This window comes from Streptomyces sp. NPDC054770 (genome assembly GCF_053611985.1).
This window is the reverse complement of the sequence record NZ_JBSHBL010000025.1, coordinates 1-15,196: the sequence shown is the minus strand read 5'-3', so window position 1 is coordinate 15,196 and position 15,196 is coordinate 1. Positions and strand designations below refer to the sequence as shown.

At 74.7% G+C, this 15,196-nt stretch carries 13 protein-coding genes; 11 read left to right on the top strand and 2 right to left on the bottom strand.

Annotation, left to right across the window (positions count from 1 at the left end; translation table 11 throughout):
* Positions 1 to 115: 115 nt before the first annotated feature.
* Complete coding sequence (locus ACWGKQ_RS22335) at positions 116 to 355, bottom strand: chaplin (RefSeq protein WP_453293694.1); 240 nt, start codon at positions 353 to 355, stop codon at positions 116 to 118.
* Positions 356 to 595: 240 nt separating this feature from the next.
* On the opposite strand from ACWGKQ_RS22335, the gene ACWGKQ_RS22330 reads away from it, so the two are divergent.
* The 9 genes from ACWGKQ_RS22330 to ACWGKQ_RS22290 are packed head-to-tail and all read left to right on the top strand — an operon-like array spanning position 596 to position 10,961.
* Entirely contained in the window at positions 596 to 1,687 is a 1,092-nt protein-coding gene (locus ACWGKQ_RS22330) for a DUF3344 domain-containing protein (protein WP_453293693.1), read from the top strand.
* A 58-nt stretch (positions 1,688 to 1,745) separates the two neighbouring features.
* Complete coding sequence (locus tag ACWGKQ_RS22325; protein WP_453293692.1) at positions 1,746 to 2,888, top strand: glycosyltransferase; 1,143 nt, start codon at positions 1,746 to 1,748, stop codon at positions 2,886 to 2,888.
* Positions 2,885 to 4,306 (top strand): exopolysaccharide biosynthesis polyprenyl glycosylphosphotransferase, encoded by a 1,422-nt coding sequence (locus ACWGKQ_RS22320; RefSeq protein WP_453293691.1) that lies wholly within the window; start codon positions 2,885 to 2,887, stop codon positions 4,304 to 4,306. Before ACWGKQ_RS22325 ends, ACWGKQ_RS22320 begins: the two co-directional genes overlap by 4 nt.
* Positions 4,307 to 4,308: 2 nt before the next feature.
* Complete coding sequence (locus tag ACWGKQ_RS22315) at positions 4,309 to 5,607, top strand: O-antigen ligase family protein (protein ID WP_453293690.1); 1,299 nt, start codon at positions 4,309 to 4,311, stop codon at positions 5,605 to 5,607.
* On the top strand, positions 5,604 to 7,280 hold the full coding sequence (murJ, locus tag ACWGKQ_RS22310) for a murein biosynthesis integral membrane protein MurJ (RefSeq protein WP_453293689.1): 1,677 nt from the start codon (positions 5,604 to 5,606) through the stop codon (positions 7,278 to 7,280). The genes ACWGKQ_RS22315 and murJ overlap by 4 nt, the downstream gene beginning before the upstream one ends.
* Positions 7,264 to 8,028 carry a polysaccharide deacetylase family protein gene (locus tag ACWGKQ_RS22305; RefSeq protein ID WP_453293688.1) on the top strand — a complete coding sequence of 255 codons (765 nt, stop codon included), beginning with the start codon at positions 7,264 to 7,266 and terminating at the stop codon, positions 8,026 to 8,028. Before murJ ends, ACWGKQ_RS22305 begins: the two co-directional genes overlap by 17 nt.
* Before the next feature lies 1 nt (position 8,029).
* Positions 8,030 to 9,205 carry a glycosyltransferase gene (locus tag ACWGKQ_RS22300; protein WP_453293687.1) on the top strand — a complete coding sequence of 392 codons (1,176 nt, stop codon included), beginning with the start codon at positions 8,030 to 8,032 and terminating at the stop codon, positions 9,203 to 9,205.
* Positions 9,202 to 9,843 (top strand): lipopolysaccharide biosynthesis protein, encoded by a 642-nt coding sequence (locus ACWGKQ_RS22295; protein ID WP_453293686.1) that lies wholly within the window; start codon positions 9,202 to 9,204, stop codon positions 9,841 to 9,843. Before ACWGKQ_RS22300 ends, ACWGKQ_RS22295 begins: the two co-directional genes overlap by 4 nt.
* Positions 9,840 to 10,961 carry a GNAT family N-acetyltransferase gene (locus ACWGKQ_RS22290; RefSeq protein WP_453293685.1) on the top strand — a complete coding sequence of 374 codons (1,122 nt, stop codon included), beginning with the start codon at positions 9,840 to 9,842 and terminating at the stop codon, positions 10,959 to 10,961. The genes ACWGKQ_RS22295 and ACWGKQ_RS22290 overlap by 4 nt, the downstream gene beginning before the upstream one ends.
* 20 nt (positions 10,962 to 10,981) lie before the next feature.
* Here ACWGKQ_RS22290 and ACWGKQ_RS22285 read toward each other — a convergent pair whose 3' ends face one another.
* Positions 10,982 to 12,304 (bottom strand): glycoside hydrolase family 26 protein, encoded by a 1,323-nt coding sequence (locus tag ACWGKQ_RS22285; protein WP_453293684.1) that lies wholly within the window; start codon positions 12,302 to 12,304, stop codon positions 10,982 to 10,984.
* A 161-nt stretch (positions 12,305 to 12,465) separates the two neighbouring features.
* On the opposite strand from ACWGKQ_RS22285, the gene ACWGKQ_RS22280 reads away from it, so the two are divergent.
* Positions 12,466 to 13,824: a carboxylate--amine ligase gene (locus tag ACWGKQ_RS22280; RefSeq protein WP_453293683.1), complete on the top strand. Its 1,359-nt coding sequence runs from the start codon at positions 12,466 to 12,468 to the stop codon at positions 13,822 to 13,824.
* Positions 13,824 to 15,080, top strand: a complete 1,257-nt coding sequence (locus tag ACWGKQ_RS22275; protein WP_453293682.1) for an NAD(P)/FAD-dependent oxidoreductase — start codon at positions 13,824 to 13,826, stop codon at positions 15,078 to 15,080. The genes ACWGKQ_RS22280 and ACWGKQ_RS22275 overlap by 1 nt, the downstream gene beginning before the upstream one ends.
* The last annotated feature ends 116 nt before the right edge of the window (positions 15,081 to 15,196 follow it).

Sequence of the window (15,196 nt, the reverse complement as noted above, 5' to 3'; positions counted from 1 at the left end):
TCCGTCTGGTCGCGGGCGGGGTTGGGCCGGGGGTCAACCGGGCTAATAGCGCCACCGGCCGCCCGCCCGGGGGTGGGGCGCGGGGGCCGGCCGGCCGAAGGGAGCAGCCGCCGCGTCAGTCGCTGACGCAGGTGTTGCCGAAGCCGGGGTTCAGCAGGCCGATGACGTCGATGGTGTCGCCGCAGACGTTGACCGGAACATGGACCGGAACCTCGATGACGTTGCCGGACAGCACGCCCGGGGAGTGGGCGGTGGCGCCGTTCGCGCCGCTGTCGGCGGCAGCCACACCGGCACCACCGGCGATGGCCGCGACGGCGGCGGTGGACAGGACCAGGCCCTTCGCGATACGCGACATGGAGAGGTCTCCTTGGGGTCGAAACAAACATTCGGGCGGATGCCCAGCGCTGTGTCAACGCGCGGCACTGCGCCGGGTTGCGCCGCCAAAGGAGTGATCTCCGGGGAGCCGCCTTCACGACTCCGACACACTTGGCGAGTTTTGACGGATTAATACGGATAGCGACTAGAGTCGCACATCTCCTGACTTACCCGTATTGACATCACATCGCACCCTCTCCTTGAAAGAACGAAGCCGGTCATGCGCAATCCCCTGGGCCCGCTGCTGTGCCGTGCGTCGGCGAGCGCGCTCGTCGTCGCCTCGGTCTGGGCACCGGGCACCGCCCGGGCGGCCGCCCCGCCCGCCCCCGAGGCTCCGCGCATCCCCTTCGCCGAGCGCTACCACGCGCTGCTGCACGGCGGTTTCGCCCGTGCGGCCAACGCGTCCGTCAGCTGTCGTACGACGACCGGCGAACTGTCCGAACCGCTCTGCCCGGCCGCGCGGGAGGGCCGGGTCCCGGCGGTGAACGGGGACTTCGAGATGTTCTACGTCGACGTCGACGACGACCCCCTCACCTACAACTCCTCCCGCGCCGAGGTCCGGCTGCCGGCCGGCTCCCGGGTGGCGTACGCGCGGCTGTACTGGGGCGGCAACCTGCTGGCCGGCGAGCAGAAGCCGGCCGCGGACAACGGGCGGGTGCTGATCGCCGAACCCGGCGGCGCGTACAAGGAGGTGCTCGCCGACACGGTCGTGGGCCACCGCGCGGGGCACGGCGCCGACGCCTTCCAGGCCTCGGCGGACGTGACCGGGCTGGTCCGCTCCAGCGGACCCGGACTGTGGACGGTCGGCCAGGTGAACGCGGCCGCGGGCAGGTCCGGGGCCGGTGCCTGGGGCGGCTGGACGCTGGTCGTGGCGTACGAGGACCCGGCACAGCCGCTGCGCACGCTCTCCCTCTGGGACGGCTTCGACTGCCTCGGCACACCGGCCGAGGTACGGCTGAACGGGCTACACGCCCCGCGTGGCGCCGGCGCCCGGGTGGGTCTGGTGGCCTACAACGGCGACCGGGACGGTACCGGCGACTCGCTCACCTACACCACAGCCGGCCACGCACCCGTCCCCCTTCAGGACTCCGCCGACCCGGCCGACGACGTACTCAACTCCACGATCAACGAACCCGGCCCGGTACGCGCCCGGCGTGAGCCCGCGTACGCCAACACGCTCGGCTTCGACTCGGATGTGTTCGATCTAGGTACCGGTCTCGCGCAGGGCGGTGACCAGCTGACCTTCCAGCTCGTTTCCCAGCGCGACGCGGCGTGGGCGGGCGCGCTCTTCGCCGCCGTGGACGCGCCGTAGTACGCCGCGTTCCCGCCCGCAGTCCCGAGCGCGCCCCCCGTGAGCGAGGAATCCGCGTATGCACCGATCAGCCACCGACCCCCGGCCACGGGTCCTCCACCTGGCCCAGCCCGTCGAGGGCGGAGTGGCCCGGGTCGTCCTGGACCTGGCGAAGGCCCAGCTCACGGCCGGTCTGCGGGTCACCGTGGCCTGCCCGGGCGGTGAACTGGCGGCAGCCGCACGGGAGCTGGGCGCCGAGGTGCACGGGTGGCGCGCGGACCGGTCCCCTGGCGCCGGTCTCCCGGGCGAGGTACGACGGCTCGCCCGCCTGCTCGACGAGGTACGGCCCGAACTGGTGCACGCGCACAGCGCGAAGGCGGGACTCGCCGGGCGGCTGGCCGTGCGCGGCCGCGTCCCGACCCTGTTCCAGCCGCACGCCTGGTCCTTCGAGGCGGTCGGCGGGGCCGCCGCCGCGCTGGCGCTGCGGTGGGAACGGTGGGGCGCGCGCTGGGCGCATCGGGTGGTGTGCGTCAGCGAGGCGGAGCGTGCGACCGGCGTGCACGCCGGAATCCGCGCCCGGTACACGGTCGTCCCGAACGGCATCGACACCGAGCACTTCACCCCGGGCTCCCCGGGCGAGCGGCCCGCGGGGGCTCCCCTGGTCGTCTGTGTCGGGCGGCTGTGCCGGCAGAAGGGACAGGACGTGCTGCTGCGGGCCTGGCCCGAGGTACTGCGGCAGCTGCCGGACGCCCGGCTGGTGCTGGTCGGCGACGGACCCGACCGGGACGCGCTGCGCCGACTCGCCCCCGATTCCGTCGAGTTCGCGGGCGCCGTCGCGGATGTCCGCCCCTGGTACCGGGCCGCCGACCTGGTGGTGCTGCCCTCGCGCTGGGAGGGCATGGCGCTGGCCCCGCTGGAGGCGCTGGCCTGCGGGCGACCGGTGCTGGTCAGCGATGTCGACGGCGCCCGCGAGAGCCTGCCGCCCGGCCACGCGGCGCACTGCCTGGTCCCGCCGGGACGGCCGGGCGCGCTGGCCGGGGCCGTCGCCGCGCTGCTCCTCGACCCGGAACTGCGCGTCTCACTCGGCGACCGGGGACGCCGGCACGTCCTGTCCACGCACGATGTGCGGCGCACCGCGGAGGCGGTCGCGGAGCTGTACCGCGAACTCCTCGGCGGGCGGCCGCTGGTGTCCTTCGAGTGCAGGGAGTCCATCCACTCGTGACCGCGGAAAGCACCGTCCCCTCCCCCGGCGCGCAGCCCCGGGACCACGGACTCTCGCCTGTCTCGGTCCTGCCGCCGCGCACCGCCGGCGGCTTCCGGTTCCCGCTGCGGCGGCCGCCCGCACGGCCCGCCTCCCCGGTGCCGCTGCTCGCCGCCGACCTGTGCGCCGCGCTGCTCGGCGCGGCCGTGCTCGACGAAGCCGTGCACCGGCCCGCCCTGGTGGGTCTGCTGATGGCCGGGGCGATACTGCTGCGCCCGCAGACCATCGGGCGGATGACCGGGATCCTGGACGAACTCCCCGCCGTCTGCGGCCGGATCGCGGTCGTCTGGCTGGGCCTGGCCGCGGCCCTCGCCGCCTGGGACCCGGACCGCGCGCTGTCCGCCCGGGTCCTGCTCCTCGGCTTCGCCCTGCACGCGGCGGCGGCCACCGCCAGCCGCGGCCTGGTGCACTGGCGCCGCCGCCGCGCCCTGCTGCGCCGGCCGCGCGCCGCCCTGGTCATCGGCCCGGCCGCCACCGCCCAGCGGGTCGCCGCCGCCGTGCTGCGCCACCCGGGCTGCGGGGTGCGCCCGGTCGGCGTCGTCGCCGAACACCCCGAGGGCCCCGAGGGCCTGCCCGTGCTGACCACCGGCCAGGAGGTCGAGCGGGCCCTCATCCAGAACGGGGTCCGGGCCGTCCTCACCGTCCACCCCGCCGTCCGCACCGAACAGGGCCCGCTGCTGCGGGCGCTGGCCGAGTCGGGCTGCGTGGTGTGGGAGGTCGACGCGGACTCACCGGCGTACGAGATGCGCGACCAGCTCGCCGGGTTCTCCTGCCGCCGGCTGGAGATGGGCTCGCGGCGGCGCGGCAGCATCGGCAAGCGGGTCCTCGACATCGCCGTCTCCGGGGCGGCGCTGGTACTGGCCGGCCCGCTGCTGCTGGTGTGCGCGGCGGTGCTGCGGATCACCGACGGACCCGGGGTCGTCTTCCGGCAGGAGCGGATCGGCAAGGACGGCCGCCCCTTCACCCTGCTGAAGCTGCGCACCCACCGCCCGGTCGACGAGCACGAGGCGGCCACCCGGTGGAGCGTGGCCGGCGAGATCGAGATGAGCCGCTTCTGCCGGTTCCTGCGCGAGACCTCGCTGGACGAGCTGCTGCAGCTGTGGAACGTGCTCTGGGGCGACATGAGCCTGGTCGGCCCGCGCCCGGAACGGCCGTACTTCGTCGGCCAGTTCAGCCAGACCTACCCGGGTTACGCGGCCCGCCACCGGATGCGGACCGGCATCACCGGCCTCGCCCAGGTCAACGGGTTGCGCGGCGACACCTCCATCGAGGACCGGGCCCGCTTCGACAACGCCTACATCGACAACTGGTCGCTGTGGCAGGACATCTGCATCCTGCTGCGCACCGCGGCGGCGCTCGTGCGCCCGACGGGGAGCTGACAATGAGCTTCGCACTGTCGCCGGCCAGGCCGCTGCGGCTGCCACCGGTACTGGCCGCGGTCGCCGTACTCGCGGTCCTCGCGCTGCCGCTCGCCCCGGGCGGCGAGGAGGGCGGCGCCGGGCCCGCCGATGCGGTGTCCGCCCTTGTCGTGCTGTACGCCGCGCTGCGCACGCTCCGGGAGCGGCGGCGCCCGCTGTCCGCCACCGCCGTGGCGGTGCTCGGCATGCCGGTCGTGGGGCTGGCCGTGGCCGCGATGGGCGCGGCCTCGCCGGGCGCCGGGCTGACCGGCCTCGGCCGCTACCTCCAGGTCTTCGTCCTGGTCCCCGCCGCCGTCGTGCTGCTGGTCCGGGACCGCGCCGACTTCCGGCTGCTGGCCTGGTCTTTCGTGGGGCTCGCGGTCTGGCAGGGCGCGGTCGGGGTGCACCAGTACGTCACCGGGACCGGGGCGTCGTACCAGGGCGAGGAGATCCGCGCGGTCGGCACGTTCGGGCCGCAGGACGTGATGGGCATGGCGACCGTCGTGTCGTTCGGTCTGGTGTGCGCGCTCGGGCTGGCGCTCGGGCGGACGCCGGTACGGCAGCGGGTGGCCGCGGGCGCCTGCGCGCTCGGGCTGCTGCTGCCGCTGGCCGTGTCCTTCAGCCGCGGGGCCTGGATCGCGACGGTGCTCACCTGCGGTGTGCAGCTCGCCCTGGCCGGGCTGCGGCGGGCGCTGAAGGTGACCGCGGTCGCGGTCGCGGCCGGTGTGGTGCTGGTGGGCGGCTTCGGGGTCGGTACGGCGATGCTCCAGGAGCGGCTCAGCAGCATCGGGCAGGTCACCGACGCGCCGGACCAGTCGGTGGTCGACCGGTACACGCTGTGGGCGGCGGCGACGGGGATGTGGCAGGAGCATCCGGTGACCGGCGTCGGCCTGAAGAACTTCCCGGCGTACCGGGACGCGCACGCCTCGCTGGCGCTGTCGTCCGGGAGCGACACGGAGGGGGCGGGGGCCGCGTACCGGAAGCAGCCGTTGCTGTCGCCGCACGACATGTATCTGCTGGTGCTCAGCGAACAGGGGCTGCTCGGGCTGCTGGCGCTGGGCGGGAGCTGGCTGGCGTTGCTGGTGTGCGGGCTGCGGGGGCTGTGGCGGGTCCGGGTGGACGGCCGGGGTCTCGACTGTGCGCTGGTGGGGTGCGGGTTGCTGATCTGGCAGCTCGTCGACTTCGCGTACGCCGACATCGGGGGGCCGTCGACCGTTCTGACGGCGGTCGTCTTCGGGGCGGTGGCCTGGTGGGCATTGGTGGGGGCGGAGCGTGTGGAATGACTGTGACGCCGGGGGTGGAAGGGCCGGATGTCGAGTGCGGGCCGGTGGGGGTTGATCGCGCCCACGCGGCGGAGCCGCAAGTGTCACAGCCCCGCGCCCCTGACGGGGCGCCCCCCTCACGGAGTTTCCTGGCCAAGGCAGCCCTCGGCACCGCTGCCTTCTCCGTGCTCGGTTCGTTGCTCGGGCTGATCCGGGACCAGTCCCTGGCCCGGCTGTTCGGGGCCGGGCGGGACACCGATGCGTTTCTTGTCGCGTGGACCGTTCCCGAGTTCGCCGCGACGCTGCTCATCGAGGACGGGCTGGCGTTCGCGCTCGTTCCCGCGTTCAGCAGGGCGCTCGCGCGGCGGGCGCAGGGGGCGCCCGGCGATCCCGTGCGGGCCCTCGTCGCCGGGACGCTGCCCAAGCTGGCGCTGGCGTTCGCCGGCGTCGGCGCCCTGCTGATCGGCGGGGCCCCGCAGCTCGTCGAGGCGCTGGCGCCCGGGCTCCGGGACCCCGCGCTCGCCGTCGGCTGCACCCGGCTGACCGCCACCTGTGTGCTGACCTTCGGGCTGGCCGGGTACTGCAGCGCCGCCCTGCGCGCGCACCGGCGCTTCCTCGCACCGGCCGCGATCTACGTCGCCTACAACGCCGGCATCATCACGGCGATGTTCGCGCTCGGCGGCCACTGGGGCGTCAGGTCGGCCGCGTTCGGGGTGGCGGCCGGGGGCGCCCTGATGGTCGTCGTACAGCTCCCCTCGCTGCTGCGGCAGTTGCGACACAGGCCCAAGGACCGGGAGAGCACGGGGGCCGCCGAGGAACGGCCCCTGAACATCGCGCTGATGGCCACCGTGCTGCTGTTCGCGCTGTGCCGGCAGTCGCAGGTGCTGATCGAGCGGTTCCTCGCCTCGCACCTGCACTCCGGGGCCATCTCGCACCTCAACTACGCGCAGAAGGTCGCGCAGATCCCGATGACCTTGTCGATGATGCTGTGCACGGTCACCTTCCCGGTGGTGGCCCGGGCGCTGGCCGAGGGCGACACCGAGCGGGCCCGGAGCCGGGTGGAGCGGGATCTCTCGGTGGCCGCGAGCGTGGTGCTGCTCGGCACCGCCGTGGTCGTGGCCTGTGCGCCGCAGCTCATCCGGCTGTTGTTCCAGCGCGGGGCGTTCACCGCCGAGGACACCGACGCCACGGCCGGGGTGATGCGGGTCTACGCGCTCGGGCTGCTCGGGCAGACCCTGGTGGGTGTGCTGGTCCGCTCCTACTTCTCGGCGGGGCGCGCCACCTGGTACCCGGTGGGCGCCATGGCCGCCGGGATCGTGGTGACCTCCTGGATCGGCACCCTGACCGTGGGCCGGTACGGCGTCACCGGGATCGCCGCCGCCAACGCCGTCGGCATCACCGCCACCGCCGGGCTCCTGCTGGCCGGCACCGGCCCGCGCAGCGTCCCGATCCGGACCCGGCGGGTGCTGGTCGAGCTGAGCCGGCCGATGCGGGCGGCCGTCGCGGCGACCGCCGTCGGGATCTTCGTCGCCGCACACCCGGCGGACCCGTTCACCGGTCTGGCCGCCGGTGTCACCGCCGTCACCGCCGTCTTCGTCCTGCTCGGCTGGGCCCTGGACGCCCAGGGCTTCGCACCCGCACTCCGTTCCGTAGCCACCGTCACCCGAAGGCTCGCGCATGCCGTCTTCCATTGAGTCCGCCGAGTCCGCCGAGCGGGCCGGACACGTCACCGGCCCGGTCCCCTGGGTCGCCATGTACCACTCCGTGGGCGACTGTTCCGACGATCCGTACCGGATCACCGTCACCCCCGAGCGCCTGGAGAAGCAGCTGGGCTGGCTGCGCCGGCACCGGCTGCGCGGGGTGTCGGTGGCCGAGCTGCTCGCCGCCCGGGCCCGCGGTGAGGGGCGCCGGCTGGTGGGGCTGACCTTCGACGACGGGTACGCCGACTTCCTCGACCACGCGCTGCCCGTCCTGGACCGCTGGGGCTGCGGCGCCACCCTCTTCGTGCTGCCCGGACGGCTCGGCGGCGACAACGCCTGGGACCCGCTGGGCCCGCGCAAGCCGCTGCTCACCGCCGACGGGATCCGGCGGGCGGCCCGGAGCGGGGTGGAGATCGGTTCGCACGGGCTCACCCACGTCGACCTGACGAAGGCCGACGAGGCGACCGTGCGGGCCGAGACCGCCGACAGCCGGGCGCTCCTCGAGGACCTGGTCCAAGCCCCCGTCGAGGGCTTCTGCTACCCCTACGGGACCGTCGACCGGCGGGCCGTGGACGCCGTACGGGACGCCGGGTACGGCTACGCCTGCGCCATCGACCCCGGCCCGCTGGGCGGCCCGCACGCCCTGCCCCGGGTGCACATCGGGCAGAACGACCACGCCCTGCGCCTCTTCCTGAAGTACCGGCTGCACCGGCTGCGCCGCCGTCCCGTCGAGGGGCTGTGAGATGAAGGCCCTTCACGTCATCACGGGCCTCGGGGTCGGCGGTGCGGAGCAGCAGCTGCGGCTGCTGCTGCGGCACCTGCCGGTCTCCTGCGACGTCGTCACGCTCACCAACCCGGGGCCGGTGGCGCACGGCCTCGCCGCGGACGGGGTGCGGGTGGTCCACCTCGGGATGGCCGGGAACCGGGACCTGTCCGCGCTGCCCCGGCTGGTCCGGCTGATCCGCCGGGGCCGCTACGACCTGGTCCACACCCACCTCTACCGGGCCTGCCTCTACGGCCGGATCGCCGCGCGGCTCGCGGGCGTGCGGGCCGTCGTCGCCACCGAGCACTCGCTCGGCGACTCGCAGCTGGAGGGGCGTGAACTGACCTCGGGGGTACGGGCGTTGTACCTGGCGGGCGAGCGGCTCGGGCGGTCCACGGTGGCCGTGTCCCCGACCGTCGCCGAGCGGCTGCGCCGGTGGGGGGTGCCGGGGCCGCGGATCGAGGTCGTCCCCAACGGCATCGACCTGGACCGGTTCCGCTTCGACCCGGCCCGGCGCCGGCGGGTCCGCGACCGCCTCGGCATCCCGCCGGACGCCTGGGTCGTGGGTGCGGTCGGCCGGCTCGCGCCCGGCAAGCGGTTCGGCGTCCTGATCGAGTCTCTGGCCCGACTCCCCGCCGACTCCAGGCTGTTGCTGGTGGGCGGCGGCCCGGAGGAGGACGCCCTGCGGCGCACCGCCCGGGACGCCGGGGTCGCCGACCGGGTCCTGTTCGCCGGCGAGCGGCCCTACGCCTCCGACCGCGCACCGGGCCCCGGCCTCGTACAAGGCCCCCGCCTCGCACCGGACCCCGACCTCCCCGACCTCACCTCCGCGATGGACGTGTTCGCCTCGCCCTCCGCCGAGGAGGCGTTCGGGCTCGCGGTCGTCGAGGCGCTGGCCGCCGGGCTGCCCGTGCTCTACAGCTCCTGCCCGGCGGTCGAGGACCTGCCGTCCGCCGCCGCCCCGGGCGCCCGCCGCGTCGCGGGCGGCGCCGACGCCTACGCCGAGGCGCTGGCCGCCGCCCGGGCCGCCGGACCCGGCCCGCGCAGCGCACCGGACGCCGCCCGTCACTACTGCATCACCCGCAGCGCCGCCCAGCTCATGGACGTCTACGCGGCCGCACTCGCCACCACACCCCAGGGAGCCAGTACGCCATGACCGAGAACACCGTCCGAGCGCCCCGCTCGTTCCCCCGCGCGATCCCGCCCTGGTCGCTGCTGGCGGCCGGGGTCCTCGCCGGCGGGCTGCTGGGCGGCGCCTACGGCGTGGTGACGCCGCCCAGTTACACGGCGACCAGCTATGTCATCGCCGTCCCCGCCGACAAGACCGACACCGCGTCCGCGCAGGGGTTCGCGCAGGCCTACGGCCGGGTCGCCACCCAGCTCGCGGTGCTCGGGGACGCCCAGATGTGGGCCGGGGTACCGCTGAAGACGCTGCAGAACAGCGTGCAGACGGAGACCTCGCCGGACGCGCCGATGGTCGCCGTCTCGGCCACCTCGCCGCACGCCCTGCAGGCCACCGACATGGCCAACGCGGTGGCCCGCTCGCTCATCCAGCACGCCAAGGACACCAGGAACGACACGAACGTCGACCTCCTCCAGTTCTCCCGGGCCCTGAAGCCGACCGCACCCACCTCGGCGTCCTCGAAGGTGACCGGTCTGGTGGGCGCGAGCGCGGGCGGACTGCTGGGCGGTCTGGTGCTCCTGGTTCGGCCCCGGCGCCGGGTGGAGGAGTCCGCCCTGCAGGCCTCGGTGCCCGGACCGGCCCTCGCCGCCGACGTACACGGACAGCTGTGACGACGACGGCCCACCCGACGCTGGCCGCGTACACCACCGAACTCGTCACCGACGAGGGCGCCTTCGCCGGGCTGGCCCCGGCCTGGGGCCGCCTCTACCGGCGGTGCGGCACGGCCACCCCGTTCCAGAGCCACGCCTGGCTGCACTCCTGGTGGCGCTCGTACGGGAGCCCCGGCCGGCTCCGCCTGGTCCTGGTGCGCTACGGCGGCGAGCTGGTCGGCGCCGCCCCGCTGATGCTGGTGCACCGGCCGCTGCCCACGCTGGTGCCGCTCGGCGGGGCGATCTCGGACTACGCGGACGTGCTGCTCGCCGACGCCGACGACGGCCGGGTGGCGGGCGCGCTCACCCGGGAGCTGGCGGAGGCGGCCCGGACGGCGCTGATCGACTTCCGCGAGGTGCGGCCCGGCGGAGCGGCGGAGCGGGTCTACGACCGCTGGCACGGCCCGTGCCGGAAGGTGCCCGACTCGCTGTGCCTGGAGCTGCCGGCCGTGCCGATGGACGAGCTGGTCGCCCGGCTGCCCTCGAACAAGGCCCAGCAGCGGGTGCGCGCCAAGCTGCGCAAGCTGGGCTCGCTCGGGGTGCGCCGGGACGCCGTACCGCCCGACGGGGTGGACGCGGCACTGCGCCGCCTGCTCGATCTGCACCGGCTGCAGTGGCAGGGGCGGAAGGTGACCACCGAGCACCTCCAGTCCCGGTTCCAGGAGCATCTGGTGCGCTCGGTGGGGCCGATGGTGCGGTCCGGGGACGCGGTGGTCACCGAGTTCCGGCTCGACGACGAGGTGGTCGCCGTCGACCTGACCCTGCTGTCGCCGAGCCTCGCCGGCGGCTATCTGTACGGGGCGCATCCCCGGCTGCGGGAGCGCAAGGCGGACGTGGCCGTGATGCTCCTGGACGCCTGCACCCAGCACACCGGCGCCGGCGAGCGGGGCGCGCTGAGCCTGCTGCGCGGCGACGAGCCGTACAAGCACCACTGGCGGCCCCGGCCGGTCGTCAACCAGCGGCTGCTGCTGGCCCGGCGGCGCACCGCACCGCTGCTGACGGCGGCGCTGTGCGACGCCGCCGCCCGGCAGCGGATCAAGGAGGTGCGGCACCGATGGAAGGAACGCCGGCAGGAGTAGGGGGTGTCCGGCGGGCGCGGCTACCAGTCGAGGCCGATGCAGAGCTGCCCGCCGAGCCAGTACTCGACCCAGTCGCCCAGGTCCATCGGCGTGCAGTCGGACGCGGGCGTGGCGGCGGCCGTGGCGGTCGGCTTCGGGCTCGGGGCCGGGACCGAGACGTCCGGCGACGGGGTCGAGGTCGGTGCCGGGGTCGTGGCCGGCGTTGGTGTCGAGGCCGGGGCCGAAGTCGGGGCGTCGGTGCGGCCGAAGAGGGCCGCGCGGTAGACGCGCGAGGAGAGCGGGTTGGCCGAGCACTGCCAGACACCGTGCGGGCAGTAGTCGGTCAGCGTGTTGTACAGCGGCTTGTGCTCGTCCATCCAGGCGAGCATCCGCCGCATGTACTCGGCGTTGTCACCGTTGCGGAAGAGACCCCATTCCGGAAAGGAAATGGGTTTTCCGTGGGCCTTCGCGAAATCGACGTGCTGCTGCAGCCCATAGGGCTCCCGCACCTCCTGGTCGAAGGAGAGTCCGGCCGGCTGGTCGTACGAATCCATACCGATGATGTCGACCGTGGCGTCCCCGGGATAGCACTCCGTCCACGGTACGGCGTCGCGGCCCCGGCTCGGCGTGAAATCGAACCGGAATTTCTGGCCCGGCACCGCACGCATGGTGGTGACGATCCTGTTCCAGTACGTCTTCCAGGCCTCCGGGTCCGGCCCGCAACGATGGGTGTAGGTAATGCCGTTCATCTCCCAGCCGAGCACGATGACCGTGTCCGGCACGTCCAGTCTCACGAGCCGCTCGGCCAGGGCCCGGAAGTGGTGATCGAACTGCCCGGCCGCGCCCTGCCACAGCAGCGACCGGACCTCGCCGTCCCCGATACCGTCCTCGTTGCGCTCCTGCATGGGCACGTTGAGGACGAGCGTCCGGTCGGCCTTCTCCCGTCGCCAGTGTGCCCAGACGTCCAGGAAACCGGGGGCGCCCTCGATGTCGGACCAGCGGTTTCCGGGCAGATACGTGTGCGCGACCTTGAGCTCGGTGCCGCCGAGCCAGCTGCTCAGCTGGACCATGCGGGCCACCCCGAGGGGCCCGGAGTCGAGGAAGGCCCCGAAGGCCGGCGGCGTCGCCTTGGCGGGCTCGGCCGCTGACGGCGTGGGACTCGCCGGTACCGGCAGGGGAGCCGCCGACGGCGGGACGGACGTCGTGGGTGTGGCGGCCGGCGTCGGGTCGGTGACCCGCACCGTCCCCGGACCCGCGGCGAATCCCAGACCGGCCGTCAGGGTCGCCGAGACGAGGACCGCCGCCGCGACCACGGCCAGACGAGACGACCGGGACCTCGGCCGCTTTCTGCGCTGTGGAGCCATGCCTGTTCCTTTCTCGGCGAGTTGTCGTCCGTTCGCTCGTCCGCTCGGAAAAACCCGGTCACTGACACTCAGTCATATCAATATGAATTTCGCCAGTGCGGTTGCGGCTTTCGGGTGCCCGCCACCTCCGCACGGGTGAACCGACGCAAAGGAAAAGGTCCGTGTCGCTGCTAGACATCCGGGTTCCCGCGGTTCTGCTGCGGATCGACCGGAATCCCTTTCACCACGGCACCCTGGGAGCCGTACGCTCACTCGGCAGAGCCGGGGTGGACGTCCACGTGGTCGCCGACTCCGCCGGGAGTCCGGTGCGCAGGTCCCGTTACGTACGGCAGCTGCACCCGCCGCCGGCGCCGGACGCGTCGCCCGCCGAGGTGGTGGCCGTGCTGCGCCGGGTGGCGGCACGGATCGCCCGTCCGGCGGTGCTGATCCCGATGGACGACGCGAGCGCCATCGCGGCCGGCCGGTTCCGCGAGGAGCTCGCGCCCTCCTACCTGCTCCCGCAGCAGCCCGGCACCCTGGCCGAACGCGTCGCCGACAAGGCCGAGTTGGCCGAGGTGTGCGCGGCGGCCGGGATCCCGCACCCCGAGACGCTGGTCCCGGACAGCGCCGAGCAGGCGGCCGCCGCGGCCTGGCGGCTGGGGCTGCCGGTGATCGCCAAGTGGAGCCGGCCCTGGCTGGTACCGGCCGGGTCCGGACTGCGCAGCACGGTCGTGGTGCGCTCGGCACGGGAGGCGCGGGAGCTGTTCCTGCGGGCGGAGGAGGCGGGCAGCAGGCTGCTGCTCCAGGAGTTCCTGCCGCCGGGCCCGGACCGCGACTGGTTCTTCCACGGCTACGCCGACCGCACCGGGGCGGTGCGCGCGGGCGGGCCCGGCCGCAAGCAGCGGTCCTGGCCGCGCGACGCCGGACTGACCGCGGTGGGCCGGTGGACGCCCAACCCGCAGGTCCAGGCGCCGGCCGAGCGGCTCATCGGCGAGCTGGGCTTCCGGGGCATCTTCGACCTGGACTTCCGGCGCTGCGGCCGCACCGGCCGCTACCACCTCCTCGACTTCAACCCCCGGCCGGGCGCCCAGTTCCGGCTCTTCGCCGACAGCACCGGCCTGGACGTCGTACGCGCCCTGCACCTGGACCTGACCCACCGTCCGCTGCCCGCCGGGATGCCGCTGGCCGGGCGGGCGTTCGTGGTGGAGAACTACGCGCCGCTGAGCGCGCTGCGCCCGGCGCCGCGCGGCCGGGAACTGGCCTGGAGCGCGCCGGACGACCGGGGTCCTGGCCTGGCGATGTGGGGGCTGTGGGGCCGGCATGTGACGGACCGGCTCCTGGACCGGCTCGTGGACCGGGTGCGCCGCGGGGCGGCCGCCTCGGTGGCGCATCCGCACTCCCCCGTGGTCCGCCAGGCCGGACAGCCCTCGGTGGCCGCCGTCCCGGCCGAGGAACTCTCCGGGGTGTCCGGCGGGTCCGGCCTCCCCGGTCAGCCCGACCGGTCCGACCGGTCCGACGACGAGAAAGCGAGCAGCTGCTGATGTACGACCTGCTGGTGGTGGGCGCGGGCCCGTACGGCCTGTCCATCGCGTCCCACGCCGCGGCGGCGGGCCTGAACGTGCGGGTCTTCGGTCGCCCGATGGCTTCCTGGCGCGACCACATGCCCCGCGGGATGTTCCTCAAGTCCGAACCGTGGGCCTCCAACCTGTCGGACCCCGAGGCGCGTTGGCGGCTGGACGTGTACTGCGCGGGCCGCGGGACCGAGGCCCGGCACGGGCAGCCGATCCCGCTGGACATGTTCGCCGAGTACGGCCTGTGGTTCGCCCGCAACGCCGCCCCGCCCGTCGACGAGCGCACGGTCACCCGCGTGGCACCGCGCACCGGCGGCTTCGAGGCGACGGCCCAGGACGGCGAGACCCTGCGCGGCCGAACCGTCGCCCTCGCGATCGGGGTGCTGCCGTTCGTCGAGATCCCCGCCGCGCTGCGCGGTCTGACCCCCGACCTGGTCTCGCACAGCAGCCACCACGCCGACCTGGACCGCTTCGCGGGCCGGGACGTCACGGTGATCGGCGGCGGTCAGGCGGCCCTGGAGACGGCCGCGATCCTCGCCGAACTGGGCAGCAGGGTACGGGTGCTGGTGCGGGCCGACCGGCTGTACTGGAACGAGATGCCGCCGCCCTGGGAGCGCCCCTGGTGGCAGTCGGTCCGCGCCCCGCACAGCGGGCTCGGCCCCGGTTGGCGCAACTGGTTCTACTCCGAGCGGCCCGGCCTGTACCGGCGGCTCGCCGAGCCGACCCGGACCCGGATCGCGGCGAGCGCCCTCGGCCCGGCCGGTGCCTGGTGGGTGCGGGAGCGGGTGGAGTCCGGGGTGGAGGTGCTGCTCGGCCGCGAGGTCACGGCGGCGCGCGCGACGGCGGGCGGGGTACGCCTGGACACCGCGGTGCGCGGCGGCGGGGTGGGCACCCTGGAAACCGAACACGTCATCGCGGCCACCGGGTTCAGGGCGACCCGGGAGCGGCTCGGGCTGCTGGCCGGCGACCTGCGTACGACGCTGGTGACCGGGGCCGACGGGGCGCCCGAGGTGGGCCGGGACTTCGAGTCGTCGTATCCCGGGCTGTTCCTGGCCGGTCTGGTCACGGCGGCGGGCTTCGGTCCGGCGATGCGCTTCGTGCACGGCGCCGGCTTCACCGCCGAGACGCTGGTGCGCGGGGTACGGCGGCGGCTGCGCTCGGGGCCGGCCGGCTGGGGCGTCCCGGCGGGGCGGCGGGAGTCCGCGCCGGACACGGTGGGCAGCTGACGGGCGGGTGCCGGACGCCCGGGCGTCCGGCACCCCGCTTCCGCTACGGCCGTCGGGAGGCCGCCCGGCCCCGGCGGTACAGGAACGCGCCACCCGCGCCGAGCGCGGCGCAGACG